The following is a 25,354-nucleotide window of genomic DNA, read 5'->3' on the forward strand; positions in this document are numbered from 1 at the left end:
CTACCCTGCCGGGCGGGCGGGACGGCAGCCCGCCCGGCAACTTCTGGGTAACCAATCGTCCGAGGAGGGCCCCGGCTAGCCCGCCGACGGGGAGGCGGTGCCCGCCTTCTTGCCCTTGTTGGCCTCGGCGACCCACTTCTTCAGGTTCTCCGGGGAGATCTGCTCGTTCCCCTTGGTCGGGAAGATCGACTCCCCGTTGAGGAGGACGGACGGGGTGCCGCGGAAGCCGCCGTTCTGGAAGGCCTCGTGCGACTTCTTCACCCAGCTGTCGTGCGTGCCGTCGTTCACACAGCTGCGGAAGGCGGGCGTGTCGAGCCCCGGCACCTTCGCCGCCAGCTCGATCAGCTTGTCGTTCTTGCCGTAGGCGTCGTCCGTCTCCGGCGGCTGGTTGATGTAGAGCGTGTCGTGGTACGCGGTGAACTTCCCCGCGTCCTGGGCGCACGCGGCGGCGTTCGCCGCGCGCAGCGAGCCGCTGCCGCCCATGTTCCCGTCGATGAGGGTGGCGAGGTGGTAGTCGGCCTTGAGGGCGCCGGAGGCCTCCAGCTCGTGGATCGAGTCCCGCATGACGTTCTCGAACTGGGCGCACGCCGGGCAGCGGAAGTCCTCCCAGATCGTGAGCGTCGACGGGGCGTCCGCCTTGCCCGTGGGGATCGCGGGCTTGGCGTCCTCGTCGGTCGCCCCGGTCGGCGCGACCACCGGTCCCGCCTTGTCGGATCCGCTGTCCTTGTCGCCGCCGGCGGCGATCACGCCGACGATCGCGGCCAGGCCGAGGACACCGACCACCGCCGCCGACACGATCAGGACGCGCCGCTGCTTCTCTCGGGCCTTGTCGCGCTCGCGCTGCTCCTTGAGCCGCTCCCGGGCACTCTGCGGACCGTTCCGCTTGTTCTCGCTCACGCCCCAGGCAACGAACCGGGGAGGCACATCCGCGCCTCCCCGGTCCCAGATCCACCCGAACGGACTAGGAATCGCGGCGGACGCCCTCGGCGAGTTCGGCCGCCAGTTCCCTTACGGCGGTGAGCCCGGCCGCCTCGTCGCCGTCGGCGTCGAGGATCCGCTTCACGAAGGCGGAGCCCACGATGACGCCGTCGGCGAAGGCCGCGACCTCACGCGCCTGCGTGGAGTTGGAGACGCCGAGTCCCACGCAGACGGGGAGCTCGGAGGTGGCGCGGGTGCGACGGACCAGGTCCGCGGCGGACTCGCCGACCGACTCGCGGGTGCCGGTCACGCCCATCAGCGAGGCGGCGTAGACGAAGCCGGAGCCGGCGGCCGTGATGGTGGCGAGGCGCTCGTCCTTGCTGCTGGGCGCGACGACGAAGACGGTCGCGAGACCGTGCTTGTCGGCGTGCTCACGCCACACGGCGGACTCCTGGACCGGGAGGTCGGGCAGGATGCAGCCCGCGCCGCCGGCCTCGGCGAGCTCCTCGGTGAAGCGCTCGATGCCGTACCGGTCGATCGGGTTCCAGTACGTCATGACGAGGACCGGCTTGCCGGTGGCGGCGTGGGCCTCGCGGACCGTCCGCATGACGTCGGCGATCTTCACGCCGCCGCGCAGGGCGATGTCGTCGGCGGTCTGGATGACCGGGCCGTCGAGGACCGGGTCGCTGTGCGGGAGTCCGACCTCGACGACGTCGGCTCCGCCGTCGAAGACGGCCTTGATCGCGGCGATGCCGCCGTCGACGGTCGGGAAGCCGGCCGGCAGGTACGCGATGAGCGCGGCCCTGTTCTCGGCCTTGGCCTTGGCGAGGGTGTCGCCGAGCAGCTGGATGTTTCCGGTCGTCACTTGGAGCCCTCCCCGTCGTACAGCCCGAAGTAGCGGGCCGCCGTGTCCATGTCCTTGTCGCCCCGCCCGGAGAGGTTGACGAGGAGCAGGGCGTCCTTGCCGAGCTCCTTGCCGACGTCCAGGGCCCCCGCGAGGGCGTGCGCCGACTCGATGGCCGGGATGATGCCCTCCGTACGGGAGAGCAGCCGCAGCGCCTGCATGGCGGCGTCGTCGGTGACGGCCCGGTACTCGCCGCGGCCGCTGTCCTTGAGGTAGGCGTGCTCGGGGCCGATGCCGGGGTAGTCGAGTCCGGCGGAGATCGAGTACGGCTCGGTGATCTGCCCCTCCTCGTCCTGGAGGACGTAGGAGCGGGACCCGTGGAGGATGCCGGGCTCGCCGGCGGTCAGGGTGGCCGCGTGCTCGCCGGTCTCGACGCCGTGGCCGGCCGGCTCGCAGCCGATCAGGCGCACGTCGGCGTCCGGGACGAAGGCGTGGAAGAGCCCGATGGCGTTGGAGCCGCCGCCGACGCAGGCGATGGCCGCGTCGGGCAGGCGCCCGGCGCGCTCCAGGATCTGGCGGCGGGCCTCGACGCCGATGACCCGGTGGAAGTCGCGGACCATGGCGGGGAAGGGGTGCGGTCCCGCGACGGTGCCGAACAGGTAGTGCGTCCGGTCCACGTTGGCGACCCAGTCGCGGAAGGCCTCGTTGATGGCGTCCTTGAGGGTCCGGCTGCCGGACTTCACGGCCACGACCTCGGCGCCGAGCATCCGCATCCGGGCCACGTTGAGGGCCTGGCGCTGGGTGTCGATCTCGCCCATGTAGATGGTGCAGTCGAGGCCGAAGAGGGCGCAGGCGGTGGCGGTGGCCACGCCGTGCTGGCCGGCGCCGGTCTCGGCGATGACCCGCGTCTTGCCCATGCGCTTGGTCAGGAGGGCCTGCCCGAGCACGTTGTTGATCTTGTGCGAGCCGGTGTGGTTGAGGTCCTCGCGCTTGAGGAAGATCCGGGCGCCGCGGGCGTGCTCGGCGAACCGGGGCACCTCGGTGAGGGCGCTCGGCCGGCCGGTGTAGTTGACCATCAGGTCGTTGAGCTCGCGGGCGAACTCGGGGTCGGCCTTGGCCTTCTCGTACTCGACGGCGACCTCGTCGACGGCGGCGACGAGCGCCTCCGGGATGAACTTGCCGCCGAAGGCACCGAAGTAGCCCTCGGGGGTGGGGACCTGACCGTCCAGGTCCGGAATGAAGAACTCGCTGGACATGCGGATGCTCCTCGCGGGGCGGGTGCGCCCCGGGATACGTGGGGTTGGTGGTCACGTTATGCGCGCGACGCGCTCACGTACGGCAGCCCCGTCCGTTGTGGGCATACGTTCCGCAAGGGCGGAACGGGTGGGCACAACGGACGGCGCCCTTGCCGGCGCCAGAGGCTTCCGCGCCCTGACCCGCACCCTGGTGCACCGCACGGGTGGTGCGGGTCAAGGCACTGGGAGCGAGGCGCCGCTGAGGGCGCCGTCCCGTGTGCCCACCCGTTCCGCCCTGCGGAACGATTGCCCACACGGGCGGGGGCGGGCCCACAGGACGGCGGGCGTGGCGGAGGCGGTGGCTAGGCGTCGTACGTGAAGGTGCGCGCGAGGCGCCGGCGCCATCGCATGCCGTTGACCTGGCCGGGCTCGGAGCCGATGACGTACCGCACCCGGCGGCCGTGGACACGGCGGGCGGGCGCGCGGCAGCCGCGCGGACGGCAGCCCCTGGCCAGGGGGGCGTGGGTGGGGACGGACGCGGCCGTACGGAGCAGGCGGCGGCGTCCCACGGAGGTCGCCGACGGCACGCCGACCGGCCCCCGGGCGCTGCCCGGGGGTGTCGGCGTGTCGTGGCGGGGGGTCATGACTCGGTCAGCTCCGGCCGTGGCGCAGGGCCGGGTGGGCGCCGGCGGCGACGAGGTCGGCGACGGCGGCCTTCGGGTCGCGGCCGGTGACGAGGGACTCGCCGACGAGGACCGCGTCGGCGCCCGCGTTGGCGTAGGCGATGAGGTCGTGCGGGCCGCGGACGCCGGACTCGGCGACCTTGACGACGTGCGCGGGGATCTCGGGGGCGACGCGCTCGAAGGTGGAGCGGTCGACCTTGAGGGTCTTGAGGTTGCGCGCGTTGACGCCGATGATGCGGGCGCCCGCGTCGACGGCTCGCTCGACCTCCTCCTCGTCGTGGACCTCGACCAGCGGGGTCAGCCCGATGGACTCGGCACGCTCGATGAGGGAGACCAGCGCCTCCTGCTCCAGGGCGGCGACGATGAGGAGCGCGAGATCCGCTCCGTACGCCCGCGCCTCCCAGAGCTGGTACGCGGTGACGATGAAGTCCTTGCGGAGCACCGGGATGTCGACCCGGGCGCGGACGGCCTCCAGGTCGGCGAGCGAGCCGCCGAAGCGGCGCTGCTCGGTGAGGACGGAGATGACGGACGCACCGCCCGCCTCGTAGTCCGCGGCGAGTCCGGCCGGGTCGGCGATCGCGGCGAGCGCGCCCTTGGACGGGCTGGAGCGCTTGACCTCGCAGATCACCTTGACGCCGTCTCCGCGCAGTGCGGCGACGCCGTCCTTGGCCTGCGGCGCCTTGGCGGCGCGCTCCTTGAGCTCGTCGAGGGTGACCCGCGCCTGCCGCTCTGCGAGGTCGGCGCGCACGCCGTCGATGATCTCGTCGAGCACACTCACGCGAGGGGCCCCCTTCCGGGACGGTGATGATGAACCAGGTTCAGCCACTTCGATCCTATCCGCAGGACGGCCCCGGACTCGCATCGGCCGGAGTCGCGTCCCACCTGCTGGGACTCCCGACGGGGTCCCCGCGGGTCCGCGTGGGGCCCTCAGGGGGCCAGTGCGGAGCCGAACGGAAGGTTCCGGACCAGGGTGAAGAGGGCGAGGACGGCCCCGATCCCCCACCACAGGTACGGGGAGACCGCGAGGCGCATGGGCGCTCCGCGGACGGCGCGAACCAGCCAGACGGCCATGACGACGGCGAAGATCCCGTAGCCGACGACGGCGAGGGCGTTGGAGCCGAGGGCGGCCGGGAGGTCGCCGTGGACGAAGGCGTGGGCGCTGCGGAGCCCGCCGCAGCCGGGGCAGTAGACGCCGGTGAAGCGGAGGAGCGGGCAGACGGGGTAGTGACCGGGTTCGTTGGGATCGACGGTCCCGACGTAGGCGAAGGCGGCGGCGACCCCGGCGAGGGTGCCGACGGGCGCGAGCAGCCGCCGCGCGAGCGACCGGGCCGGGGGCTGTGGGGCCGGCACGTACGGACCGGCCCAGGTGGCGTCCCGGGGGGCGTGCCCCGGCGGTACGGCCCCGCCCGCTCCCCACGGCGGTACGGTCGCACCGCCCGGCTCCGGTGCCGTGGCATTCGGTCGTGCAGGTTCACCCGGCTGGGTGGGGGAATCGGTCACGGCTCCGGCCGTCGGCTGCGCGTCCACCCGGTGATTCTCGCCCCTGACGCGCGAGGGCGCAGCCCGGCACGGCCGGACTGCGCCCTCGGATGCGTCGTGTCGCGTCAGGCGCGGGCCCGGGCGGTCTCGGTCGCGGCCTCGCGGGCGGCCGCGACGGCCGCCGACTCCTTCGGCATGCCGAGGCCCGCCGCCTTCATCGCGCCGCCGACGATGCCGCCGAGGACGATGACGCCCACGCCGGCCCAGAAACCGGGCAGGTTGGCGGCCACCATGAAGACGCCGGCGATGCAGAAGCCGATGAAGGAGATGATGACACCGGTCCAGGCGGCCGGGGTGTGTCCGTGGGCGCTGCCCGCCATGAGTTGCTCCTCGTTGCAGTTGCTCGATGGTGAGGTCTCGCGTGCGCGGACACTCGGCGCTCATTGTCCCGCACGCGGGCACGCGAGGATGAATCGGGGGTACCGGGACGATCACGCGTCGCGGTCGGCTCCCCCGCTCAGGCTCCCTGGGTCGGGTCCTCGCCGCGGTCCAGGGCCTTCCAGAGGTCCTCGGGCCGGTCCGGGTCGGCCGTCGGTGCCTTGCGCGCGGCCCGCGGGGTGCCGGAGCGCTCGTAGCGTCCGCCCATCGCCGGCCAGTTCTTGCCGAACCGGAGGGCGAAGAGGCCGGCGAGCAGGATGAGGACGGCGCCGGCGGCGGTCACGTACGGCCAGGCGGTGTGGGTGAGGCCGGCGACCGCGGCGGCGGTGTCGCCGCTGATCCTGGCCGCCTCGGCGTCGAGCGCGGAGCTGTCGGAGGCGCCGAGGACCGCGGCGAGCGCGGCGCCCGCACCGCTGAGCGCGAGGAGCGCGGCGACGAGGGTGCGGCCGGTGCGGCGGACGGCGAAGACGGCGAAGAGCGCGGCGAGGCCGACGATCGCGAGGGCGGTCGGCACGCCGGTCACGGTGCCGCCGTCGGCCTCGACGGGGACGGTGCCGCCGCCGACGGACGCGGTGCCCTCCGCCCAGATCTGGCCCGCGGAGAGCAGGACGACGGTGGCGCCGAGGGCGCCGAGGAGGAGGGCCGCGGCCAGGCTGCGGCGGCCGCCGGTGGGGGCGGCCACACGGGCGGCCCGGGGCTGGGGTACGGGTACGGCACTCACGTACCCCACTATCCCCTACGTGCTCAGCCGGCGTTCATCCGGTTGGCGGTGTGGACGGCGCGGAGCACGGCCGCGGCCTTGTTGCGGCACTCGTTGTCCTCGGCGACCGGGTCGGAGTCGGCGACGACACCCGCTCCGGCCTGCACGTACGCCGTCCCGTCACGGAGCAGCGCGGTGCGGATGGCGATGGCGGTGTCCGCGTCGCCGGCGAAATCGAGATAACCGACACATCCGCCGTAGAGGCCGCGGCGGGAGGGTTCGAGCTCCTCGATGATCTGCATGGCGCGGGGCTTGGGCGCGCCGGAGAGCGTCCCGGCGGGGAAGCAGGCGGTGAGGACGTCGAAGGCGGTGCGGCCCTCGGCGACGTCGCCGGTGACGGTGGAGACGATGTGCATGACGTGCGAGTACCGCTCGATGGACATGAAGTCGACGACCTCGACGGAGCCGGGCGCGCAGACCCGGCCGAGGTCGTTGCGGCCGAGGTCGACGAGCATGAGGTGCTCGGCGCGCTCCTTGGGGTCGGCGAGCAGTTCCTCGGCGAGGTCGTGGTCCTCCTGCGGGGTGGCGCCGCGGTGCCGGGTGCCGGCGATGGGGTGGACCATGGCCCGGCCGTCCTCGACCTTGACGAGGGCCTCGGGCGAGGAGCCGACGACGTCGAAGCCGTTCTCGAAGCGGAAGAGGTACATGTACGGGGACGGGTTGGTGGCCCGCAGGACCCGGTAGACGTCGAGCGCGGTGGCGGTGCAGGGCGTCTCGAAGCGCTGCGAGGGCACGACCTGGAAGGCCTCGCCGGCGCGGATGCGCTCCTTCACGTCCTCGACGGCGGCCTGGTAGGCCGGGCCGCCCCAGAGAGCGGAGAACTCGGGGAGCGCGGAGGCGGGGAGCGCGGTCGGCACGGTGGCGATCGGGCGGGCCAGGTCGGCCTCCATGGCGTCGAGGCGGGCGACGGCGTGCGCGTACGCCTCGTCGATGCCGGTCTCCAGGTCGTTGTGGTTGATCGCGTTGGCGATCAGCAGGACCGTGCCGTCCCAGTGGTCGAGGACCGCGAGGTCGCTGGTGAGGAGCATGGTGAGCTCGGGGAGCTCCAGGTCGTCGCGGGTGGAGTCCCCGATCTTCTCCAGGCGGCGGACGATGTCGTAGCCGAGGTAGCCGACCATGCCGCCGGTGAACGGGGGCATCCCGGACGCGAGGTCGCGGGGGGTGTGGAGGGTCTCGACGGTGGCGCGCAGGGCGGCGAGCGGGTCGCCGTCGACGGGGACGCCGACGGGCGGGGTGCCCAGCCAGTGGGCCTGTCCGTCCTTCACCGTCAGGGTGGCGTCGCTGCGGACGCCGACGAAGGAGTACCGGGACCAGCTGCGGCCGTTCTCCGCGGATTCGAGGAGGAAGGTGCCGGGGCGTTCGGCGGCGAGCTTGCGGTAGAGCCCGACCGGGGTGTCGCCGTCCGCGAGGAGCCTGCGGCTGACGGGGATGACGCGGCGGTCGGCCGCCAGCTTGCGGAAGGTCTCGAGATCCATGGCACCGGACCTTACTGGGAGACGGGGAGCACGTCGGCGTCGAAGCAGGTGCGGGCGCCGGTGTGGCAGGCGGCTCCGACCTGGTCGACCTTGACGAGGAGGGTGTCGGCGTCGCAGTCGAGGGCGACCGACCTGACGTGCTGGACGTGCCCGGAGGTGTCGCCCTTGACCCAGTACTCGTTGCGGCTGCGCGACCAGTAGGTGCAGCGGCCCGTGGTGAGGGTGCGGTGGAGGGCCTCGTCGTCCATCCAGCCGAGCATCAGCACCTCGCCGGTGTCGTACTGCTGGGCGATGGCGGGGACGAGGCCGTCGGGGCTGCGCTTGAGGCGCGCGGCGATGGCCGGGTCGAGGTCGCTGGGGGTCCGGGGCGTGCTGCTCATGGCGCCATTGTGCCGCGATCCGGGGCGGTGTCCGGCGGGGCGTCCACTGGGCGGACCGCGGGCGCCGGTCGTACGCTGGCGGGCATGTCGACCCATGCGAAACGTGAACGGCTTCTGCTCGCCGATCTGTTGGAAGCGGCGGGCCCGGACGCGCCGACGCTCTGCGAGGGCTGGCGGACGCGGGACCTCGCGGCCCATGTGGTGGTGCGGGAGCGGCGTCCGGACGCGGCGGCGGGTTCTGTCGTACCGGCGCTGAAGGCGCGGCAGGACCGGGTGCAGGCGGAGTTCGCCGCCAAGCCGTACGAGGAGCTGATCCAGCTCATCCGGTCGGGTCCGCCGCGGTTCTCGCCCTTCACCATCAAGCAGGTGGACGAGGGGGCGAACGTCGTCGAGTTCTACGTGCACGCGGAGGACGTCCGGCGGGCCCAGCCCGAGTGGTCGGCGCGCGAGCTCGACCCGGTCTTCGCGGACGCCCTCTGGGCCCGCCTGGAGCGGATGGCCCGGCTGCTTGGGCGCAAGGCCCCGGTGGGTCTGGTGCTCCGCCGCCCGAACGGCCAGACGGCGGTCGCCCACCGCGGCACCCCGGTGGTGACGGCCTCCGGGGAGCCGGGCGAGCTGGTGATGTACCTGTACGGCCGCCAGGACTCGGCGAAGGTGGCCCTGGAGGGCGAGCCGGACGCGATCGAGAGGCTGCGGGAGACGAAGCAGCTGGGGATCTAGCTCTTCGGCAGTTCGGCGCGGCGGACGGCGCGGACGGCGAGGGCGTACACGCCGGACAGTGCGCAGACCGCCGCGCTGACGACGAAGACCGGGCCGGGGCCCCAGGCGCCGAGGGCGGCGCCGGTGACCGGGAAGCTCAGCGGGGCGATGCCGAGGCTGCCCAGGCTGGAGACGGCGCTCACCCGGCCGAGGTAGGCGGGGTCGCACTCGGTCTGCACGAGGGCGTTGCAGAGGGCTCCGGAGAGTCCGGCGAGCAGCCCGATGGAGAGGGCGGCGAGGACGGCGAAGGGCAGCTGGGGGATGAAGGCGAGGGCGCCGATCGACACGGCCCCGACGACCATGGTCCAGCCCATGACGACGCCGGTCCTGGGTATGTGGCCCTTGACGGTCAGCAGCAGGGAGGCGCCGCCTGCGCCGACGCCGAACCCGGCGAGGACCCAGCCGATGCCGGAGGCGCCCCAGCCGCGCTGCTCGGAGAGGACCGCGAGGCCGACGTTGAGCGGGCCGACGAAGCCGAGGTCGCTGAGGAGCACGACGATCATCAGCGGGCCGAGCACACGGTGGCCGCGGAGGTAGCGCAGGCCGTCGGCGAGGTCACGCAGGGCCGTGCCGTCGCGCGCCTCGTCCTCCCGGGGCAGCGGGCGGAGCTTGAGCGCGGCGAGCAGCGGCAGGGAGAACGCGAAGAGGATCCCCGCGATGCCGAAGGCGGTGGCGGAGCCGCCGAGGGCGACGGCGAGGCCGCCCAGCGGGGCGCCCAGGACGGCGCCGAGACGGTGGGAGAGGCCGCGCATGCCCTGGACGCGGGCGAGCTGGTCGCGTGCGGCGACCCGGGGCGGCAGGGCGCCGACAGCGGGCAGGAAGACGGCGTCGACGACGCCGAAGACGAGGGCGACGGCGGCGAGCGCCCACAGGCCGGGCGCGGTGAGGAAGAGGGTCGCGGCGAGGCCGAGGACGACCAGGCAGCGGACGGTGTCGGAGGCTATGACGACCCGGCGCGGGCCGAGGCGGTCGGCGATCGCTCCGCCGACGAGCAGGAGCAGGGCGCGGGGCACGGCGGAGACGGCCATGACGAGCCCGGCCTGGGCGGGGGTGCCGCTGCTCACCGCGGTCCAGGAGAGGGCGAGGTAGAAGACGCTGTCGCCGAGGGTGGAGGCGGTGTAGGCGCCGAGCCAGCGCAGGACCTGGGGGTCGCGGTGGGCGGGGCGGGCGGCGGGCGCGGCGGTGGTCGTGATCGTCGTCATCGTCGGTCAGCCCCGGTACGGGAAGCCGTGGAGGTGGACGGCGACGTTCTCGCGGCCCTCGGTGTCGCCGGCGGCCTCGGCGGCGCGGGCCTTCTGGTCGTGCTTCCTGAGGACGGCGTCCAGTTCGGCACCGAGGGCGGCGAGCTCCCCGGCGGTGAGGCGCGGCAGCCACTCGGAGCTGACCGAGGCGGCGCGCCACTCGTCGGACCACGTGTGCCGCTCGTCGAGGAAGCGGGCGTACATCTGGTGGCGCTGCTCGTCGACCGTACGGCCGAAGGCGGCGCTCGCGGCGGCGAGTTCGGGGGCGTCGCGGAGGTCTTCGTCACGGATGCTGAAGCCGTACGAGCTCGGCTGCCACCAGCGTTCGCGTCCGTCCGTCGACTGGGTCTCGGCCTCCTCGATGAGGCCGTGCTCGGCGAGCTTGCGCAGGTGGTAGCTGACGAGGGAGACGGCCTCGTCCACCTGGTCGGCGAGCTGGGAGGCGGTGGCCGTGCGGGCCACGAAGAGGGCGCGGTAGAGACGCATCCGCAGCGGGTGCGAGATGGCTTTGAGGGTGCCGAGATCGGTGATCCGGCGGTTCTCCGACGAGGTCATGACACCGACCCTAGATACGAAAGAAAACTTGCGCAACAGAAATTGCGCAACTGATCCTGCGCATCCGGGAAAGAAGAAGGGCCCCCGAAGGGGCCCTTCCCGGAAGCGGAACGTCCGGTCAGCGGACCGGGTGGCCCGCCTCCCGCAGCGTGTCCTTGACCTGCGAGATCCGCAGGTCTCCGAAGTGGAAGACGGAGGCCGCGAGCACCGCGTCCGCGCCCGCCGCCACGGCCGGCGGGAAGTCGGCGAGCTTGCCGGCGCCGCCGGAGGCGATCACCGGGACCGTCACGTGCTTGCGCACGGCCGCGATCATCTCGGTGTCGTAGCCGTCCTTCGTGCCGTCGGCGTCCATCGAGTTGAGCAGGATCTCCCCCGCGCCCAGCTCGGCGGCCCGGTGCGCCCACTCGACGGCGTCGATGCCGGTGCCCTTGCGGCCGCCGTGCGTCGTCACCTCGAAGGAGCCCGAGGCGGTGCGGCGCGCGTCCACGGACAGCACGAGCACCTGGCGGCCGAAGCGCTCCGCGATCTCCTGGATCAGCTCGGGGCGCGTGATGGCGGCGGTGTTGACGCCGACCTTGTCGGCACCGGCCCGCAGCAGCTTGTCGACGTCCTCGGCCGAGCGGACGCCGCCGCCGACCGTGAGCGGGATGAAGACCTGCTCCGCGGTGCGGCGCACCACGTCGTAGGTGGTCTCCCGGTTGCCGGAGGAGGCGGTGATGTCGAGGAAGGTCAGCTCGTCGGCGCCCTCGGCGTCGTACAGCTTGGCCATCTCCACGGGGTCGCCCGCGTCCCGCAGGTTCTGGAAGTTGACGCCCTTGACGACCCGGCCGTTGTCCACGTCCAGGCAGGGAATCACCCGTACGGCGAGGCTCATGCGGCGTCCCCCCTGTAGGCCTCGACCTCGACCTCGACGACCAGGCTCGGGTCGACGAAACCGGAGACGATGATCATCGAAGCGGCGGGGCGGACGGCGTCGAACAGCTCCTTGTGGGCGCGGCCGACCTCGTCCACGTCCCGGGCGTGCGTGATGTACATCCGGGTGCGGACGACGTGCTCCGGGCCCAGGCCCAGCTGCTTCAGCGCGTCGAAAGCCACGTTGAAGGAGTTGACCGTCTGCTCGTGGGGGCCTCCCCCGGCGATCTGGCCGCCGACCACCGACGTGCAGCCGGAGACCAGGACCGTGCCGTTCGGGAGTTCCACCGCGCGGGAGTAGCCGAACTGCTCCTCCCAGGGAGCGCCGGTGACGATCTTGCGGACCTCGGAGGTCACGACGTCACCGCCGCGAGCGCCTCTTCGAGGGTGAACGCCTTGGCGTACAGCGCCTTGCCGATGATCGCGCCCTCGACGCCGAGCGGCACCAGGCCGGACAGGGCCCGCAGGTCGTCCAGGGAGGACACGCCGCCGGAGGCGACGACGGGCTTGTCGGTGGCCGCGCAGACGTTCTTCAGGAGCTCCAGGTTGGGGCCCTGGAGGGTGCCGTCCTTGGCGATGTCGGTGACGACGTAGCGGGAGCAGCCCTCGGAGTCGAGGCGGGCGAGCGTCTCGTACAGGTCGCCGCCGTCGCGGGTCCAGCCGCGGCCGCGCAGGGTCGTGCCGCGCACGTCGAGGCCGACGGCGATCTTGTCGCCGTGCTCGGCGATGACCTTGGCGACCCACTCGGGGGTCTCCAGGGCGGCGGTGCCGAGGTTGACGCGGGTGCAGCCGGTGGCGAGGGCGGCGGCGAGCGAGGCGTCGTCGCGGATGCCGCCGGAGAGCTCGACCTTGATGTCCATGGCCTCGGTCACCTGGCGGACCAGGTCGCGGTTGTCACCGGTGCCGAAGGCGGCGTCCAGGTCGACCAGGTGGAGCCACTCGGCGCCGGCGCGCTGCCAGGCCAGGGCGGCCTCCAGCGGGGAGCCGTAGGAGGTCTCGCTGCCGGACTCGCCGTGGACGAGCCGGACGGCCTGGCCGTCGCGGACGTCGACGGCGGGGAGGAGTTCGAGAGTGCTCACAGGGTTCCGATCCAGTTGGTGAGGAGCTGGGCTCCGGCGTCGCCGGACTTCTCGGGGTGGAACTGCGTCGCCCACAGGGCGCCGTTCTCCACGGCCGCGACGAAGGGCTCGCCGTGGGTGGCCCAGCTGACCTTGGGGGCGCGGATGTTCTTGTTGCCGACCTCCAGGGTCCACTCGCGCACCGCGTAGGAGTGCACGAAGTAGTACCGGTCGTCGGCGTCGAGCCCCGCGAAGAGCTGGGTGTCGGCGGGCGCGTCGACCGTGTTCCAGCCCATGTGGGGGACGACGGGGGCGTTCAGCGGTTCGACCGTACCGGGCCACTCGTCGAGGCCCTCGGTCTCCACGCCGTGCTCGATGCCCTGGGCGAAGAGGATCTGCATGCCGACGCAGATGCCCATGACCGGGCGGCCGCCGGCGAGCCGGCGGCCGATGATCCAGTCGCCGCGGGCCTCCTTGAGGCCCCGCATGCAGGCGGAGAAGGCACCGACGCCGGGGACGAGGAGCCCGTCGGCGTTCATGGCGGTGTCGTAGTCGCGGGTGATCTCGACGTCGGCGCCGACGCGGGCGAGCGCGCGCTCGGCGGAGCGCACGTTGCCGAAGCCGTAGTCGAAGACGACGACCTTCTTCGGGGAAGCCGTGCTCATGACCACACGTCCAGACGCAGCACGCCGGCGGAGAGGCACATCGCGGCGCCGATGGCGAGCAGGACGACGAGGCCCTTGGGCATCTTCTGCTTGACGAAGGAGTAGATGCCGCCGAGCAGGAAGAGCCCGACGAGGATCAGGATGGTGGAGAGGCCGTTCACGACTAGAGCGCGCCCTTCGTGGAGGGGAGGATTCCGGCGGCGCGCACGTCGCGCTCCGAGGCGTAGCGGAGGGCGCGGGCGAGGGCCTTGAACTGGCACTCCACGATGTGGTGGGCGTTGCGGCCGTACGGCACGTGGACGTGCAGCGCGATCTGCGCCTGGGCGACGAAGGACTCCAGGATGTGCCGGGTCATCGTCGTGTCGTACGAGCCGATCATCGGCGCCATGTTCTCGGGCTCGGTGTGCACGAGGTACGGGCGGCCGGAGAGGTCGACGGTGACCTGGGCGAGCGACTCGTCCAGCGGGACCGTGCAGTTGCCGAAGCGGTAGATGCCGACCTTGTCGCCGAGGGCCTGCTTGAAGGCGGCGCCGAGGGCGAGGGCGGTGTCCTCGATGGTGTGGTGCGAGTCGATGTGCAGGTCGCCGTCGGTCTTGACCGTGAGGTCGAAGAGCCCGTGGCGGCCGAGCTGGTCGAGCATGTGGTCGTAGAAGCCGACCCCTGTCGACACGTCGACCTTTCCGGTGCCGTCGAGGTCGATCTCGACGACGACGGAGGTCTCCTTGGTGGTGCGCTCAACGCGGCCTACGCGGCTCATCGTTCCTGCTCCTTCATCAATTCACGGACCGCGTCGAGGAACGCGTCGTTCTCTTCGGGGGTGCCGGCGGTGACCCGCAGCCATCCCGGTACGCCGTTGTCCCGGACCAGGACGCCCCGGTCGAGGATCGTGCGCCAGGCCGCGTGCGCGTCGGGGAACCTCCCGAACTGCACGAAGTTGGCGTCGGAGTCGGTGACCTCGCAGCCGAGGGCGCGCAGCTCGGTGACGAGCCGGTCGCGCTCGGCCTTGAGCTGCTCGACGTACCCGAGGAGGGTGTCGGTGTGCTCCAGGGCGGCGAGCGCGGTGGCCTGGGTGACGGCCGAGAGGTGGTACGGCAGGCGGACCAGCTGGACGGCGTCGACCACGGCCGGGTGGGCGGCGAGGTAGCCGAGGCGGAGCCCGGCGGCGCCGAAGGCCTTGGACATGGTCCGGGAGACCACCAGGTGCGGGCGGCCCTCCAGGAGCGGCAGCAGCGAGTCCCGGTGGCTGAACTCCACGTACGCCTCGTCCACGACGACCATCGAGGGCCTGGCCGCCTGGGCCGCCTCGTACAGGGCGAGGACGGTGTCGGCCCCGACGGCGGTGCCGGTGGGGTTGTTGGGCGAGGTGATGAAGACGACGTCCGGCGCGTTCTCCGCGATGGCCTGGACGGCCGCCTCCACGTCGATGGTGAAGTCCTCGTTGCGCGGGCCGGAGATCCAGCCGGTGCCGGTGCCGCGCGCGATCAGGGCGTGCATCGAGTACGAGGGCTCGAAGCCGATCGCGGTGCGGCCGGGGCCGCCGAAGGTCTGGAGGAGCTGCTGGAGGACCTCGTTGGAGCCGTTGGCCGCCCACACGTTCTCGACGGCGACCGGGTGCTTCGCGGTGCGGGTGAGGTACGCGGCGAGCTCGGTGCGGAGCTCGATCGCGTCGCGGTCGGGGTAGCGGTTGAGGCCGCGGGCGGCCTCGGCGACCCGCTCCGCGATCCGGGCCACCAGCGGCTCGGGCAGCGGGTAGGGGTTCTCGTTGGTGTTCAGCTGGACGGGGACGTCGAGCTGGGGCGCGCCGTAGGGGGACTTGCCGCGCAGCTCGTCCCGGACGGGCAGGTCGTCGATCTGGATGATGTCGTTCTCGGTCACTTGCTCTCGGGGACCTTCCATCCGAACCGTGCCTTGATCGCCGCGCCGTGGGCCGGGAGGTCCTCCGCCTCGGCGAGGGTCACCACGTGGTGGGCGACGTCGGCGAGGGCGTCGCGCGTGTAGTCCACGATGTGCACGCCGCGCAGGAAGGACTGCACGGAGAGGCCCGAGGAGTGGCAGGCGCAGCCGCCGGTGGGCAGGACGTGGTTGGAGCCGGCGCAGTAGTCGCCGAGCGAGACCGGCGACCAGGGGCCGACGAAGATCGCGCCGGCGTTGCGGACGCGGTCGGCGACGGCGGCGGCGTCGGCGGTCTGGATCTCCAGGTGCTCGGCGCCGTACGCGTCGACGACCTTGAGGCCGTCGGCGAGGTCGCGGACGAGGACGATCGCGGACTGGCGGCCGGACAGGGCCGGGACGATCCGGTCGTCGACGTGCTTGGAGGCGGCGACCTGGGTCTTCAGCTCGGCCTCGGTGGCGGCGGCCAGTTCGTCCGAGTCGGTGACGAGGACGGAGGCGGCCATCGGGTCGTGCTCGGCCTGGCTGATGAGGTCGGCGGCGACGTGCACGGGGTCGGCGGTGGAGTCCGCGAGGATCGCGATCTCCGTCGGGCCGGCCTCGGCGTCGATGCCGATGCGGCCCTTGAGGAGGCGCTTGGCGGCGGCCACGTAGATGTTGCCGGGGCCGGTGACCAGGTTGACGGGGGCGCAGCCGGGCTCGTCGGCCGTCCCGGTGCCGTCGAGGGTGCCGTACGCGAACATGGCGATGGCCTGGGCGCCGCCGGCCGCGTACACCTCGTCGACGCCGAGCAGGGCGCAGGCGGCGAGGATCGTCGGGTGCGGAAGGCCCCCGAACTCCTTCTGCGGGGGCGAGGCGATGGCCACGCCCTCGACGCCGGCCTCCTGGGCCGGGACGACGTTCATCACGACGGAGGACGGGTAGACGGAGCGGCCGCCCGGCACGTACAGGCCGACGCGCTCGACGGGGATCCACTTCTCGGTGACCGTGCCGCCGGGGACGACACGGGTGGTGTGGGTGGTGCGGCGCTGCTCGCGGTGGACGAGCCGGGCGCGCCGGATCGACTCCTCCAGGGCGGCGCGGACGGCCGGGTCGAGCTCGTCGAGGGCGCGGGTGAGCGCCTCGGCCGGGACGCGCAGGCCCGGGACGCGGACGCCGTCGAATTTCTCCCCGTAGTCGATCACCGCCGCCGCGCCATGATGCCGGACGTCCTCGCAGATCGGCCGCACCTTCTCCAGGGCGGCTTCCACGTCGAACTCGGCACGGGGCAGCAGGTCACGCAGGGCGGAACCCTCGGGGAGGGTGTCGCCGCGCAGATCGATTCGAGAGATCACGGGTCAATTCTCTCAGACGGCCCACAGCGTCGGACGCCCGTATCACTGGCTGATACACGCCACGGTGGCGTCTCCTCGCCACTCCTGACCGTTAGCGTTCAGCCCGTCACAGCACGGGAAGAACGACTGTACGAATCCACGAATCCCGGAAACCGGAATCGTGGGAGCGCATCGGGGAGAGCGAGGGGGCGGCAGTGACCGAGCCGCACGAGGACGGGATGCCGGACGGTCTCACGGGCCCTGAGCGGGCCGTGTGGCGGGCGTTCCGGATCGGCAGGACCTGCGACCTGACGGAGGGGATCGCGGAGCGGGACGACCCTTTCGGAGGACGGGAGTGGGGAGAGGAGCGGAGTGTCCGCGCCGACGTGGTGGCGCTGCTGCTGCTCGACGGACCGCCGGCGCGGTCGGGGCGGGTGGCCGCGCTGAAGCTGCGCGGGGTCAGGATCACCGGCGTGCTGAACCTGGCGGGCGGGACGATAGGGCCGTACGTGGAGCTGCACGGCTGCCGGTTCGACGGCGAGGTGGTGCTGCCGGAGGCCCGCTTCGGCACCCTGCGGATGGTCGAGTGCCTGCTGCCGCGCCTCGAGGCGGCCCGGCTGCACACGGAGGGGGACCTGCACCTGCCGCGCTGCCGGGTGCGGTGGGGCATCCGCCTGACGGACGCCCAGATCGGCACGGACCTGCTGATCAACCAGATCCAGGTGTGGCCGGACCGGCGGGGGCGGGCCATCACGGCGGACGGGATGGTCGTCGCCCAGGACCTCCAGGCCGAGCTGATCGAGGCCCATGGCGAGCTGAGCCTGCGCGGGGCGAAGGTGGGCGTCTCGCTCAGCCTGCGGGGCAGCGTGCTGCGCGGGGCGCAGGGCCGCCGCGCGCTGAACGCCCCGCAGCTGACGGTGGAGCGCTCGCTCTATCTGAACGCGGCCTGGGTGTACGAGGAGTCGGGGAGCTCTGGCTCCGCGGGAAGCTCCACGGCCACTCCGCCGTACGGGGTGACGCCCGCCCAGGGCGCCCGGCGCAAGCCGGTGGAGTGCCACGGCGGGGTGCGGCTCGACGACGGCCGGTTCGGTGACGCGGTGGACCTCCACCACGCGCGCTTCCTGCTGGACGGCGCGCGCCGGGAGGAGCTGTCGCTGCGCCGGATCGTCACCCCCGAGCTGCGGTTCAACGGGGAGCGGCCGGAGGAGGGGCGGGTCGTGCTGAACGGCGCGAAGGTCGTCACCCTGATCGACCTGTCGACCAGCTGGCCGGGGCCCGGCGGGCTGGCGATGGGCGGCTTCGCCTACGAGAACCTCGTGCCGTACGGGCACTTCCCGCTGGCCCGGCGGCTGGAGTGGGTGGCGGCGGCGACCCCGGAGTACGCCCCCGAGCCGTACGAACGCCTCGCGACGGTCCTGCGGAACAGCGGCGAGGACGCGGACGCCCGCGAGGTGCTGCTCGCCAAGCAGCGGCGCAGACGCGAGACCCTGCCGATCGCGGGGAAGCTGTGGGGCTACGTCCAGGACTGGACGGTGGCGTACGGCTACCGGCCGGGCCGGGCGGCGCTGTGGATGGCCGTGCTGTGGGCGGCGGGCACGGTCGCCTTCTCCCACTACCGCCCGCCGGCGCTGAAGGCGGACGAGGCGCCCGAGTGGAACGGCACGCTGTACGCCCTGGACCTGCTGCTGCCCGTGATCAACCTCGGCCAGGACGGCTACTGGCGGCTCGAAGGACTGTGGCAGTGGGCGGCGGCGGCCCTGATCCTCCTCGGCTGGATCCTCGCGACGACGGTGGCGGCGGGCGCGACCCGGCTGCTGCGGAGGGGGTGAGGGTGGTGTCGCGGTGCGGTGAGGGTGCTGTCGCGACCCCGTGATGCGGCTGCCGCGGTGGGCCCGGCCGGGAGAGAATGCACAGCACCATGTCCTTGCTCCGCGCCCTGGTCGGCGCCGTCCGCTCGGCCCGGCACGCACCACGGCTCGCCGCCGGGCTCGTGCCGGACGACGACGTGCTGCTCGACGCCCCGGACGAGCGGCTCGCCCCCGCCCTGGTCGCCGCCGCCCTCGGCGACCCGGAGCCCGCCGCGAAGCTGCTCGCCACCACCCGGGACGCCGCCGAGTGGGAGGACCGCGACCGGTACGTCACCCGGCTCGCCACCTTCGCGTACGCCAGGGACGACTGGCTCACCCGGTGGCACTCCGCCGCCCCCGGCGACCCCGACGTCCTCCTCGTCACGGCGCAGCTCGCCGTCCGCAGGGCCTGGGAGTCCCCGGCGCGGGCCGAGCGGCTGCGCGAGCTCGCCCCGCTGGTCCAGGACATCGCCCGGGAGGCCCCGCACGACCCGGTGCCGTGGCGGCTGGCCCTGGACCACGCGCGCGGGGCGCACGCCGGGCCCGCGGTCTTCGAGTCGCTGTGGGAGCAGGCCGTGCGCCGCTCCCCGCACCACTACGGCTGCCATGTCGCCGCCCTGAAGTACCTCTCGGCGCAGTGGTACGGCTCGCACCGCGCCGCCTTCGACTTCGCCGAACAGGCCGCCGACGACGCCGCCCCGGACTCGCTCGTCGGGGCGCTCCCGGTCCGCGCGGCCTACGACGGGCTCCGCGTGCCGCCGGGTCCCGACGGGTCCGTGCCGGCCGCCCGCGTCGACCGGGCGGTGGTGCGCGCCCTGGCCCTGTCGGCGGCCTTCCCCGCGGGCGACCCGTGGCCGGCCGAGGTGCGCAACCTGCTCGCGCACGTGCTGGTCGAGCGGGGGCGCTGGGCGGAGGCCTGGGAGGAGTTCGGGCGGGTCGGCCCGCACGCGACCTCCTTCCCGTGGGGTGCCGCACGGGGCTCCGTACCGCAGGACCCTCCCCCGGGCTCCCGGCTTCGCTCCAGCGGGGGCGACCCCCTCGTCCGTTTCCTGGCCGCGCGGGACCGGGTGCGGGGCGAACTGGCCCGCCGGACACCGCTGAGGGGACCGGGTCGTGGAAGCGCCGGACGGGGCGGGCCCGGCGGCCATTAGGCTTGGCGGCTGTGACCACCGCCAGCCTGCCTCTCTTCCCGCTCAACGCGGTGCTGTTCCCCGGCCTCGTGCTGCCGCTGAACGTCTTCGAGGAGCGTTATCGCGCCATGATGCGCGAGCTGCTCTCGATCGACGACTCCGAGCCCCGGCGCTTCGCCGTCGTCGCCATCCGCGACGGCCGCGAGGTCGCGCCGACGGCTCCGGGCATGCCCGACCAGACGGCACTGCCGGAGAAGGGCCCGGCGGCGGGCTTCGGCTCCGATCCCATCCAGTCCTTCCACCGCGTCGGCTGTATCGCCGACGCGGCGTCGATCCGGGAGCGCGCCGACGGCAGCTTCGAGGTGATGGCGACCGGCACGACCCGGGTGAAGCTGCTCTCCGTCGACGCGAGCGGGCCGTTCCTGACGGCCGAGGTCGAGGAGATCCCCGAGGAGCAGGGCGAGGAGGCGGGCACCCTCGCCGAGGGGGTGCTGCGGGCCTTCCGGAGCTACCAGAAGCGCCTGGCGGGTGCCCGGGAGCGTTCACTGACGACGAGTGAGCTGCCGGACGATCCCTCCGTGGTGTCGTACCTGGTCGCGGCGGCAGCGGTGCTCGACACCCCGTCGAAGCAGCGGCTGCTCCAGGCGCCGGACACGGCGACCCGGCTGCGCGAGGAGCTGACGCTGCTGCGCGCGGAGACCGCGGTGCTGCGTCACCTGCCGTCGCTGCCGGTCGTGGACCTGACGCAGACCCCGACGTACCCGAACTGACCCGGCCCCCGCCGGAGCGACCCAGCCGAGGAAGAGCGCGTGGCGAAGAAGCAGAAGAAGAACAGCGGAGGCACTCCGGCGACGGTGGCCCTGGCGGAGGCCGGCACCCCGTTCACGCTGCACGCCTACGAGCACGACCCGGCCTCGCCCTCGTACGGCGAGGAGGCGGCGGAGGCCCTCGGCGTCTCCCCCGACCGGGTCTTCAAGACGCTGGTCGCGGACGTCGACGGCGAGCTGACGGTCGCGGTGGTCCCGGTGGCGGGCCAGCTGGACCTGAAGGCCCTGGCCTCGGCGGTCGGCGGGAAGCGCGCCGCGATGGCCGACCCGGCGGCGGCGGAGCGCACGACGGGGTACGTCCGGGGCGGCATCTCCCCGCTGGGCCAGCGCAAGCGGCTCCGTACCGTCCTCGACTCCTCGGCCTCGGACCACGCGACGGTGTGCGTGTCGGCGGGCCGGCGCGGCCTGGAGGTGGAGCTCTCCCCCGCGGACCTCGCCGCCCTCACCTCGGCGGTCGTGGCCCCGATCGGCCGCGCCTGACGTACGGCGCGGCCTCCGCCGGGGCCGTCAGTGCGAGCCCGGGCCCTGCGTGTACGGCTTCGGCTGCCCCCAGGGCTCCGGCTCCTGGTCGCGGGGGCCGAAGACCGCCGTGAGCGCCAGGTGGACGATCATCGCGGCCAGCGGCCAGGCCAGCATCGCGACGCCCGCCAGGTTCAGTTCGAGCGGCGCCTCGAAGGCGACGTTCGGGCCGACCGCCTTCGCGTGGGCGACCACGTCGTCGGTGGGGCCGAAGCTCGTCCCGATCCACCAGGCGAGCAGCGAGCCCAGGCCGCCGCCGAGCGCCAGGCCGAGGACGAGCGGGACGCCGCCCTTGCGGCGCAGCAGGAAGACGACGAGCGCGGCGACCGCGCCGAAGGCCAGCGCGAGGAGCACGAACGTTCCGTCGGCGCCGATCGCCTGCTCCCCCTCGGAGTTCCGGAGGTAGACGCCCTTGCCGTCCGAGATGAGCAGGACGCGCGGGGCCAGGTTCAGCCACAGCACCCCGAGGAGCGCTCCCGCGACCGCGGAGGCGAGGGTCACCAGCACGCCCTGCACGACCTCGGCCGCCGTGATCGGGTCACCGGCCGGTCCGTGCAGCGGCGGAGGCGGCGGGGGCCAGTCGGGATCGTGCGGCGGCTGGTGAGGCGGAGTCAGAGGTGCGGTCACCCCGCCATCGTGCCAGGTGTGCCTGTGGCCCGCCTCAGCGGACGGCGGCCCGCCGGTAGGCCCAGGTGGCGAGGGAGAGCGAGAGGAGGCCGACCGCCCCGCACACGGCGAGGTCGACGGCGACGGCCGCCCAGTCGGGGTGCGGGTCGAAGGTGCGGGCCAGGGCCTCCACACCGTACGTCGACGGCAGCAGGTCCCGCGCCCAGCCGATCGGCCCCGGCAGCCGCTCGGCCGGAAGGACGCCGAGGAGCAGGGCCGCCGACATGCCGAGCTGGCCGAGGAGGGTGGCGAGCTCCTGGCGGGGCGCGAGGAGCCCGAGGGCCGCGCCGAGCCCGGCGAGGGCCGCCCCGGAGAGCGGGACGACGGCGGCGAGGATCCACAGATGGCCGAGGGGCAGCCCGAAGAGCACGGAACCGGCGACGGCGGTGACGGCGGTGCCGGGGACGGTGAACGAGGCGTACGCCCCGGCGGCGCCGAGGACGACGGCCGCGGGCGGCACGGGCAGGGTGGCGTAGTGGTCGAGGCCGCCGCCGGCCCGCAGCTGCCCGAAGTACTGGGCGAGCAGGTTGAGCGCGACGAAGGCGACGACGAGGACGGTGGAGCCGGCGACGACGGCGCGCGCCTCGGAGCCTCCGTCGACGACCCCGCGCATCAGGACCATGATCCCGATGGACTGGAAGGTGGCGACGAAGAGCAGCGGGATGCGGGCGACGCGGGCGCGGGAGAGCTGCGCGCGGTAGACGGCGGCCAGGGCCGGGAGGAGCCGGGCGCGCGGGGCGAGGGGCGCGGCGCCGTCCTCGTCGCCGTGGGACCGGGCCGGGAGCGCGCCGGTGGGCAGGGCCTCGGCGGGCAGGGTGCTCACTGCGTGCAGCTCCTGAGGGTGACGTGCGGTACGTGAGAAGTGTGCCGTACGTGAGACGTCTGCGGCACGGGTCGGGTCACGCCCCCACCGGATGCGGGTCGGGTCACACCTTCACCAGTCCCTCGGTCGCGCCGCCCAGGGCGAGGTACACGTCCTCCAGGCTGGGCGTGGCCAGGGTGAAGTCGTCGAGCGCGGCGAACGCGGGCCCGCCGGTGACGGTCGCGACGGCCGCGCGGGCCTCGTCGGGGGCGAGCCGGAGGTGCCAGCGGCGGCCGGTCTCCTGGGCGAGCCCGCGCAGGGCGGCGATCTCGGGGAGCTGGAGCGGCGGCGCGTCGCGCCACACCAGCTCGACGCGGACCTCTCCGGCGACCCGCTCCTTGAGTCCGGCGGGGGTGTCGCAGGCGATGACCCGGCCGCGGTCGATGACGGCGACCCGGTCGAGGACGGTCTCGGCCTCGATGACGTTGTGGGTGACGAGGAGCACCGTGGTGCCGTGCTCGGCGCGGCGCCGGTCGACGGCGGCCCAGACGGCGCGCCGGGCGACGGGGTCCATGCCGGTGGTGGGTTCGTCGAGGACGAGGACGGGCCGGCGGCCGACGAGCGCGGCGGCGAAGCAGGCGAGCCGCCGCTGTCCGCCGGAGAGCTTCTTGAGGGGGCGGCCGGCGAGCTCGCCGAGGCCGAGCTCCTCCAGGACGGCGTCGCGCTCGGCGCGGGCGTCGTGGGCGGTGAGTCCGCGGAGCCGTCCGGTGGTCTCGGCGGCCAGGGAGACGGTCAGCTCGTCGAGCGCGGTGGACTCCTGGCCGAGGTAGGCGAGGAGCCGGGCCGCCCGCTCGGGATGGCGCACGAGGTCGTGGCCGAGGAGTTCGACGGTGCCGGAGTCGGGGCGCATGAGCCCGGTGAGCTGGCGGACGAGGGTGGACTTGCCGGCGCCGTTGGGGCCGAGCAGGCCGAAGATCTCGCCGCCGCGCACGTCGAGGCTGATCCCGTCGGTGGCCCGCACCTCGGGGGTCGCGGGCGCACCGCGCCTGCCGCGCGTGGCGGGGTACGTCTTGACCAGATCCCGCACCACGCACACCGTACTCACGGGGGAAGAGCCTACGGGGTCGCCGGGCCCGCTCCGGGCGCGGGGGCGGGTTCGGCGGCGGCCCGGACGTCGATCTCCCGCCAGAACCCGGCCCGGATCGCGTACCGGTCGTGCTCGTCGATCTGGTCGTCCTTGTGGGCGAGAAGTCCGAAACGGGCGGCATAGCGGAGGAGTTCGCCGTCGATGCGGTGCGGGATGCGCGGGTAGAGGGTGGAGAGCTTCTGGACGTGGCTCTGCTCGGGGAGCCGCTCCATCCACCGGCGGGCGAACACCTGTCCGACCTCGAAGGGGTCGCCGCCGACGGTGGTGATGTCCTCCTCGCGGTCGGCCCAGCGCTGCTCCGCGCTGGTGAGCGCGGCGAGGGTGGGCAGGGTCGCGGTCTCGGCCGGCTCGCCGAGGGAGGGGGCGGGGCGCTCGACCCAGCCCCGGTCGGAGGACCAGCGGAGCGCGCTCGCGCCCTGCGGGACCGGGGCGGGGACGCCGCCGGGTGTCCCGGTGGCACCGGGGCCGCGCAGCCCCGCCAGGTCCTTGGGGGTGGGGACGCCCTTGCCGGGCGAGGCCGGGGCGGGGACGCCGCCGTTGACGTGCTCGTCGCCGTCGACGTGGCCGTTGCCGTGCGGGTACGTGTGACCGCCGTCGCCGCGCAGGTGCCCGTGGCCGCCGTTGCCGTTGCCGTTCGTGTCGGTGGGAGCCGGTGACCCGTTCCGGGCGGCCGCCGCGGCGGCAGCCTCTGCGGCCCGTTCCGCGGAGGCGGCGAGGGCCGCCTCGGGCAGCGGCGCGGAGAGGATGGCGGCGATCTCCGGGCGCGGGGCGGGTGGCGGCGAGCAGATGCCGGTGAGGTCCTTGGCGCGGACCGCGCGGGTGATCCAGGCCCGGTCGAGGACCCGCCGCTCGTCGGCCTCGGCGACGAGGTCCTCGGACTGGTTGTAGTCGCCGTCGGCCGCCTGGACGGCCCAGAGGTGGACGGCGACGCCGTGCTCCTTGGCCGACATGAGGCCGGGCAGCAGGTCGCCGTCGCCGGTCACGAGAACGATGTCGGAGCAGGCCCTGTTCCGGGCGAGCTCGGTCAGCTCGGTGTGCATGGCCGCGTCGACGCCCTTCTGCGCCCAGCGCCCGTCGCTCCTGGTCAGGGCGCCGAGCCGGACGGTGACCCGGGGCATCACGCGGAGTCTGCGGTGCTCGGGCTGGGGCACCCGGTCGGGGGCGCCGTCGAACCAGTAGATCCGCAGGAGGGGCAGGGCGGTCTCGGCCTCGGCGCGCTGCCGCAGCTGCTGGATCAGGCCGGCGTGGTCGACGGTGATCCGGGAGCGGGCCGGTTCCCCGGCGAGGAGACTGGCGGCGGCGCCCAGCAGGTAGCCGGCGTCCACCAGGACGACGCAGCGGTCCACGTGTTCCACCCTCTTTCGGGAGCCTCGGATTCGAAAGGGTGCTTCGGGTTCCTTCGAGTCTGCCCGACGGCCAGGTGCTTGACGTCCGGAACTGGATCATCGGCGTGGCGAGTATCACGCCCACTGGGCCACTACCCTCCGTAATGATCCAAAATGCGGCGGTTCATACGGTGTGTGAGTCTGACAGCGGCCCTGGCCCCTAGGTCCCTTTGAGGAGGCATCCCCATGGCCAAGAACCGCAACCAGAACCGCAGTCAGAAGCAGCCGTCGCAGGCCGAGCGCGGCCAGCAGCAGGCGCAGCAGTCCGCGATGGAGTCGCAGGCCGAGCAGCGCGCGAGCCAGGTCACACCGGGTGACATGGCACGCAAGGGTCGCCAGAAGCGTTTCGGCCACAACTGACGCTCTCGACGGCAAAGGGGCGCGCCCGTGACGACGGGCGCGCCCCTTGCGCGTGTGCGAGAGCCC

Annotated in this window: 30 protein-coding genes; 6 read left to right on the forward strand and 24 right to left on the reverse strand. The window is 73.6% G+C overall.

Annotated features, from left to right (window positions below; genetic code table 11):
• Window positions 1-75: 75 nt before the first annotated feature.
• From ACN9MM_RS10650 to hisI, 10 genes are all read right to left on the reverse strand, one after another.
• Window positions 76-897 carry a DsbA family protein gene (locus ACN9MM_RS10650; protein ID WP_426363390.1) on the reverse strand — a complete coding sequence of 274 codons (822 nt, stop codon included), beginning with the start codon at window positions 895-897 and terminating at the stop codon, window positions 76-78.
• A gap of 64 nt (window positions 898-961) precedes the next feature.
• Window positions 962-1,783: a tryptophan synthase subunit alpha gene (trpA, locus tag ACN9MM_RS10655; protein WP_426363391.1), complete on the reverse strand. Its 822-nt coding sequence runs from the start codon at window positions 1,781-1,783 to the stop codon at window positions 962-964.
• Window positions 1,780-3,018 carry a tryptophan synthase subunit beta gene (gene trpB, locus ACN9MM_RS10660; RefSeq protein ID WP_426363392.1) on the reverse strand — a complete coding sequence of 413 codons (1,239 nt, stop codon included), beginning with the start codon at window positions 3,016-3,018 and terminating at the stop codon, window positions 1,780-1,782. Before trpB ends, trpA begins: the two co-directional genes overlap by 4 nt.
• A gap of 341 nt (window positions 3,019-3,359) precedes the next feature.
• Window positions 3,360-3,641: a tryptophan biosynthesis modulator TrpM gene (trpM, locus tag ACN9MM_RS10665; RefSeq protein ID WP_426363393.1), complete on the reverse strand. Its 282-nt coding sequence runs from the start codon at window positions 3,639-3,641 to the stop codon at window positions 3,360-3,362.
• Window positions 3,642-3,648: 7 nt separating this feature from the next.
• Window positions 3,649-4,458, reverse strand: a complete 810-nt coding sequence (gene trpC, locus ACN9MM_RS10670) for an indole-3-glycerol phosphate synthase TrpC (protein WP_426363394.1) — start codon at window positions 4,456-4,458, stop codon at window positions 3,649-3,651.
• A 149-nt stretch (window positions 4,459-4,607) separates the two neighbouring features.
• The gene (locus ACN9MM_RS10675) at window positions 4,608-5,030 is read right to left on the reverse strand and encodes a DUF2752 domain-containing protein (protein ID WP_426363395.1); all 423 of its coding nucleotides are present in this window, start codon (window positions 5,028-5,030) and stop codon (window positions 4,608-4,610) included.
• Between the two features lie 254 nt (window positions 5,031-5,284).
• Window positions 5,285-5,539: an HGxxPAAW family protein gene (locus tag ACN9MM_RS10680; protein ID WP_389305864.1), complete on the reverse strand. Its 255-nt coding sequence runs from the start codon at window positions 5,537-5,539 to the stop codon at window positions 5,285-5,287.
• Between the two features lie 137 nt (window positions 5,540-5,676).
• On the reverse strand, window positions 5,677-6,327 hold the full coding sequence (locus ACN9MM_RS10685; protein WP_426363396.1) for a TIGR02234 family membrane protein: 651 nt from the start codon (window positions 6,325-6,327) through the stop codon (window positions 5,677-5,679).
• Window positions 6,328-6,341: 14 nt separating this feature from the next.
• Window positions 6,342-7,832, reverse strand: a complete 1,491-nt coding sequence (locus ACN9MM_RS10690; RefSeq protein WP_382859318.1) for an anthranilate synthase component I — start codon at window positions 7,830-7,832, stop codon at window positions 6,342-6,344.
• 11 nt (window positions 7,833-7,843) lie between these two features.
• Complete coding sequence (gene hisI, locus ACN9MM_RS10695) at window positions 7,844-8,212, reverse strand: phosphoribosyl-AMP cyclohydrolase (RefSeq protein WP_352019037.1); 369 nt, start codon at window positions 8,210-8,212, stop codon at window positions 7,844-7,846.
• Between the two features lie 84 nt (window positions 8,213-8,296).
• On the opposite strand from hisI, the gene ACN9MM_RS10700 reads away from it, so the two are divergent.
• Window positions 8,297-8,932 (forward strand): TIGR03085 family metal-binding protein, encoded by a 636-nt coding sequence (locus ACN9MM_RS10700; RefSeq protein ID WP_426363397.1) that lies wholly within the window; start codon window positions 8,297-8,299, stop codon window positions 8,930-8,932.
• Here the strand turns inward: ACN9MM_RS10700 and ACN9MM_RS10705 are convergent.
• The 10 genes from ACN9MM_RS10705 to hisD form a co-directional block, all read right to left on the reverse strand.
• Window positions 8,929-10,173, reverse strand: a complete 1,245-nt coding sequence (locus tag ACN9MM_RS10705; protein WP_426363398.1) for an MFS transporter — start codon at window positions 10,171-10,173, stop codon at window positions 8,929-8,931. The genes ACN9MM_RS10700 and ACN9MM_RS10705 overlap by 4 nt on opposite strands.
• Window positions 10,174-10,179: 6 nt before the next feature.
• Window positions 10,180-10,767, reverse strand: coding sequence for an ArsR/SmtB family transcription factor (locus tag ACN9MM_RS10710; protein WP_426363399.1), 588 nt, complete (start codon window positions 10,765-10,767; stop codon window positions 10,180-10,182).
• Window positions 10,768-10,885: 118 nt separating this feature from the next.
• The gene (gene hisF / locus ACN9MM_RS10715; RefSeq protein WP_382859307.1) at window positions 10,886-11,641 is read right to left on the reverse strand and encodes an imidazole glycerol phosphate synthase subunit HisF; all 756 of its coding nucleotides are present in this window, start codon (window positions 11,639-11,641) and stop codon (window positions 10,886-10,888) included.
• The gene (locus ACN9MM_RS10720) at window positions 11,638-12,036 is read right to left on the reverse strand and encodes a RidA family protein (RefSeq protein WP_426363400.1); all 399 of its coding nucleotides are present in this window, start codon (window positions 12,034-12,036) and stop codon (window positions 11,638-11,640) included. The genes hisF and ACN9MM_RS10720 overlap by 4 nt, the downstream gene beginning before the upstream one ends.
• Window positions 12,033-12,758 (reverse strand): bifunctional 1-(5-phosphoribosyl)-5-((5-phosphoribosylamino)methylideneamino)imidazole-4-carboxamide isomerase/phosphoribosylanthranilate isomerase PriA, encoded by a 726-nt coding sequence (priA, locus tag ACN9MM_RS10725; RefSeq protein ID WP_426363401.1) that lies wholly within the window; start codon window positions 12,756-12,758, stop codon window positions 12,033-12,035. The genes ACN9MM_RS10720 and priA overlap by 4 nt, the downstream gene beginning before the upstream one ends.
• The gene (gene hisH / locus ACN9MM_RS10730; protein ID WP_426363402.1) at window positions 12,755-13,402 is read right to left on the reverse strand and encodes an imidazole glycerol phosphate synthase subunit HisH; all 648 of its coding nucleotides are present in this window, start codon (window positions 13,400-13,402) and stop codon (window positions 12,755-12,757) included. Before hisH ends, priA begins: the two co-directional genes overlap by 4 nt.
• Window positions 13,399-13,563 (reverse strand): hypothetical protein, encoded by a 165-nt coding sequence (locus ACN9MM_RS10735; protein ID WP_426363403.1) that lies wholly within the window; start codon window positions 13,561-13,563, stop codon window positions 13,399-13,401. Before ACN9MM_RS10735 ends, hisH begins: the two co-directional genes overlap by 4 nt.
• A 2-nt stretch (window positions 13,564-13,565) precedes the next feature.
• A complete protein-coding gene (gene hisB / locus ACN9MM_RS10740) occupies window positions 13,566-14,159 on the reverse strand; it encodes an imidazoleglycerol-phosphate dehydratase HisB (RefSeq protein ID WP_030211590.1) in 594 nt (197 codons plus the stop codon).
• Window positions 14,156-15,262 (reverse strand): histidinol-phosphate transaminase, encoded by a 1,107-nt coding sequence (locus ACN9MM_RS10745; RefSeq protein ID WP_426368713.1) that lies wholly within the window; start codon window positions 15,260-15,262, stop codon window positions 14,156-14,158. The genes hisB and ACN9MM_RS10745 overlap by 4 nt, the downstream gene beginning before the upstream one ends.
• Before the next feature lie 11 nt (window positions 15,263-15,273).
• Complete coding sequence (gene hisD, locus ACN9MM_RS10750) at window positions 15,274-16,626, reverse strand: histidinol dehydrogenase (protein ID WP_426363404.1); 1,353 nt, start codon at window positions 16,624-16,626, stop codon at window positions 15,274-15,276.
• A 194-nt stretch (window positions 16,627-16,820) separates the two neighbouring features.
• Between hisD and ACN9MM_RS10755 the strand changes: the two genes are divergently transcribed.
• The 4 genes from ACN9MM_RS10755 (at window position 16,821) to ybaK (ending at window position 20,889) form a co-directional block, all read left to right on the forward strand.
• Entirely contained in the window at window positions 16,821-18,434 is a 1,614-nt protein-coding gene (locus ACN9MM_RS10755; RefSeq protein WP_426363405.1) for an oxidoreductase, read from the forward strand.
• Between the two features lie 77 nt (window positions 18,435-18,511).
• Window positions 18,512-19,603 carry a hypothetical protein gene (locus tag ACN9MM_RS10760; protein WP_426363406.1) on the forward strand — a complete coding sequence of 364 codons (1,092 nt, stop codon included), beginning with the start codon at window positions 18,512-18,514 and terminating at the stop codon, window positions 19,601-19,603.
• An 11-nt stretch (window positions 19,604-19,614) separates the two neighbouring features.
• Window positions 19,615-20,352, forward strand: coding sequence for an LON peptidase substrate-binding domain-containing protein (locus ACN9MM_RS10765; RefSeq protein WP_426363407.1), 738 nt, complete (start codon window positions 19,615-19,617; stop codon window positions 20,350-20,352).
• 39 nt (window positions 20,353-20,391) lie between these two features.
• Window positions 20,392-20,889, forward strand: a complete 498-nt coding sequence (gene ybaK / locus ACN9MM_RS10770) for a Cys-tRNA(Pro) deacylase (protein ID WP_382859281.1) — start codon at window positions 20,392-20,394, stop codon at window positions 20,887-20,889.
• Between the two features lie 27 nt (window positions 20,890-20,916).
• Here ybaK and ACN9MM_RS10775 read toward each other — a convergent pair whose 3' ends face one another.
• From ACN9MM_RS10775 to ACN9MM_RS10790, 4 genes are all read right to left on the reverse strand, one after another.
• On the reverse strand, window positions 20,917-21,555 hold the full coding sequence (locus tag ACN9MM_RS10775) for a DUF2567 domain-containing protein (protein WP_426363408.1): 639 nt from the start codon (window positions 21,553-21,555) through the stop codon (window positions 20,917-20,919).
• 34 nt (window positions 21,556-21,589) lie between these two features.
• Window positions 21,590-22,417, reverse strand: coding sequence for an ABC transporter permease (locus tag ACN9MM_RS10780; protein WP_426363409.1), 828 nt, complete (start codon window positions 22,415-22,417; stop codon window positions 21,590-21,592).
• A 103-nt stretch (window positions 22,418-22,520) separates the two neighbouring features.
• Window positions 22,521-23,492 carry an ABC transporter ATP-binding protein gene (locus tag ACN9MM_RS10785; RefSeq protein WP_426368714.1) on the reverse strand — a complete coding sequence of 324 codons (972 nt, stop codon included), beginning with the start codon at window positions 23,490-23,492 and terminating at the stop codon, window positions 22,521-22,523.
• Window positions 23,493-23,512: 20 nt separating this feature from the next.
• A complete protein-coding gene (locus ACN9MM_RS10790; protein WP_426363410.1) occupies window positions 23,513-24,889 on the reverse strand; it encodes an NYN domain-containing protein in 1,377 nt (458 codons plus the stop codon).
• Between the two features lie 225 nt (window positions 24,890-25,114).
• Here ACN9MM_RS10790 and ACN9MM_RS10795 point away from each other — a divergent pair, with 225 nt between their 5' ends.
• Window positions 25,115-25,288, forward strand: a complete 174-nt coding sequence (locus tag ACN9MM_RS10795; RefSeq protein ID WP_189802284.1) for a hypothetical protein — start codon at window positions 25,115-25,117, stop codon at window positions 25,286-25,288.
• Window positions 25,289-25,354 lie beyond the last annotated feature (66 nt).

It is taken from the genome of Streptomyces sp. E-08 (assembly GCF_049913095.1).
Classification (GTDB): domain Bacteria; phylum Actinomycetota; class Actinomycetes; order Streptomycetales; family Streptomycetaceae; genus Streptomyces.

Excerpts from the sequence above, each read along its gene's own strand:
- ACN9MM_RS10690 (WP_382859318.1), bottom strand. The coding sequence starts at position 7,832 with ATGGATCTCGAGACCTTCCGCAAGCTGGCGGCCGACCGCCGCGTCATC.
- ACN9MM_RS10710 (WP_426363399.1), bottom strand. The coding sequence starts at position 10,767 with ATGACCTCGTCGGAGAACCGCCGGATCACCGATCTCGGCACCCTCAAA.
- ACN9MM_RS10760 (WP_426363406.1), top strand. The coding sequence starts at position 18,512 with ATGCACAGCACCATGTCCTTGCTCCGCGCCCTGGTCGGCGCCGTCCGC.
- ACN9MM_RS10700 (WP_426363397.1), top strand. The coding sequence starts at position 8,297 with ATGTCGACCCATGCGAAACGTGAACGGCTTCTGCTCGCCGATCTGTTG.
- hisF (WP_382859307.1), bottom strand. The coding sequence starts at position 11,641 with ATGAGCCTCGCCGTACGGGTGATTCCCTGCCTGGACGTGGACAACGGC.
- hisB (WP_030211590.1), bottom strand. The coding sequence starts at position 14,159 with ATGAGCCGCGTAGGCCGCGTTGAGCGCACCACCAAGGAGACCTCCGTC.
- ACN9MM_RS10795 (WP_189802284.1), top strand. The coding sequence starts at position 25,115 with ATGGCCAAGAACCGCAACCAGAACCGCAGTCAGAAGCAGCCGTCGCAG.
- ACN9MM_RS10680 (WP_389305864.1), bottom strand. The coding sequence starts at position 5,539 with ATGGCGGGCAGCGCCCACGGACACACCCCGGCCGCCTGGACCGGTGTC.
- ACN9MM_RS10705 (WP_426363398.1), bottom strand. The coding sequence starts at position 10,173 with ATGACGACGATCACGACCACCGCCGCGCCCGCCGCCCGCCCCGCCCAC.
- trpB (WP_426363392.1), bottom strand. The coding sequence starts at position 3,018 with ATGTCCAGCGAGTTCTTCATTCCGGACCTGGACGGTCAGGTCCCCACC.
- hisH (WP_426363402.1), bottom strand. The coding sequence starts at position 13,402 with ATGAGCACGGCTTCCCCGAAGAAGGTCGTCGTCTTCGACTACGGCTTC.
- hisI (WP_352019037.1), bottom strand. The coding sequence starts at position 8,212 with ATGAGCAGCACGCCCCGGACCCCCAGCGACCTCGACCCGGCCATCGCC.
- trpM (WP_426363393.1), bottom strand. The coding sequence starts at position 3,641 with ATGACCCCCCGCCACGACACGCCGACACCCCCGGGCAGCGCCCGGGGG.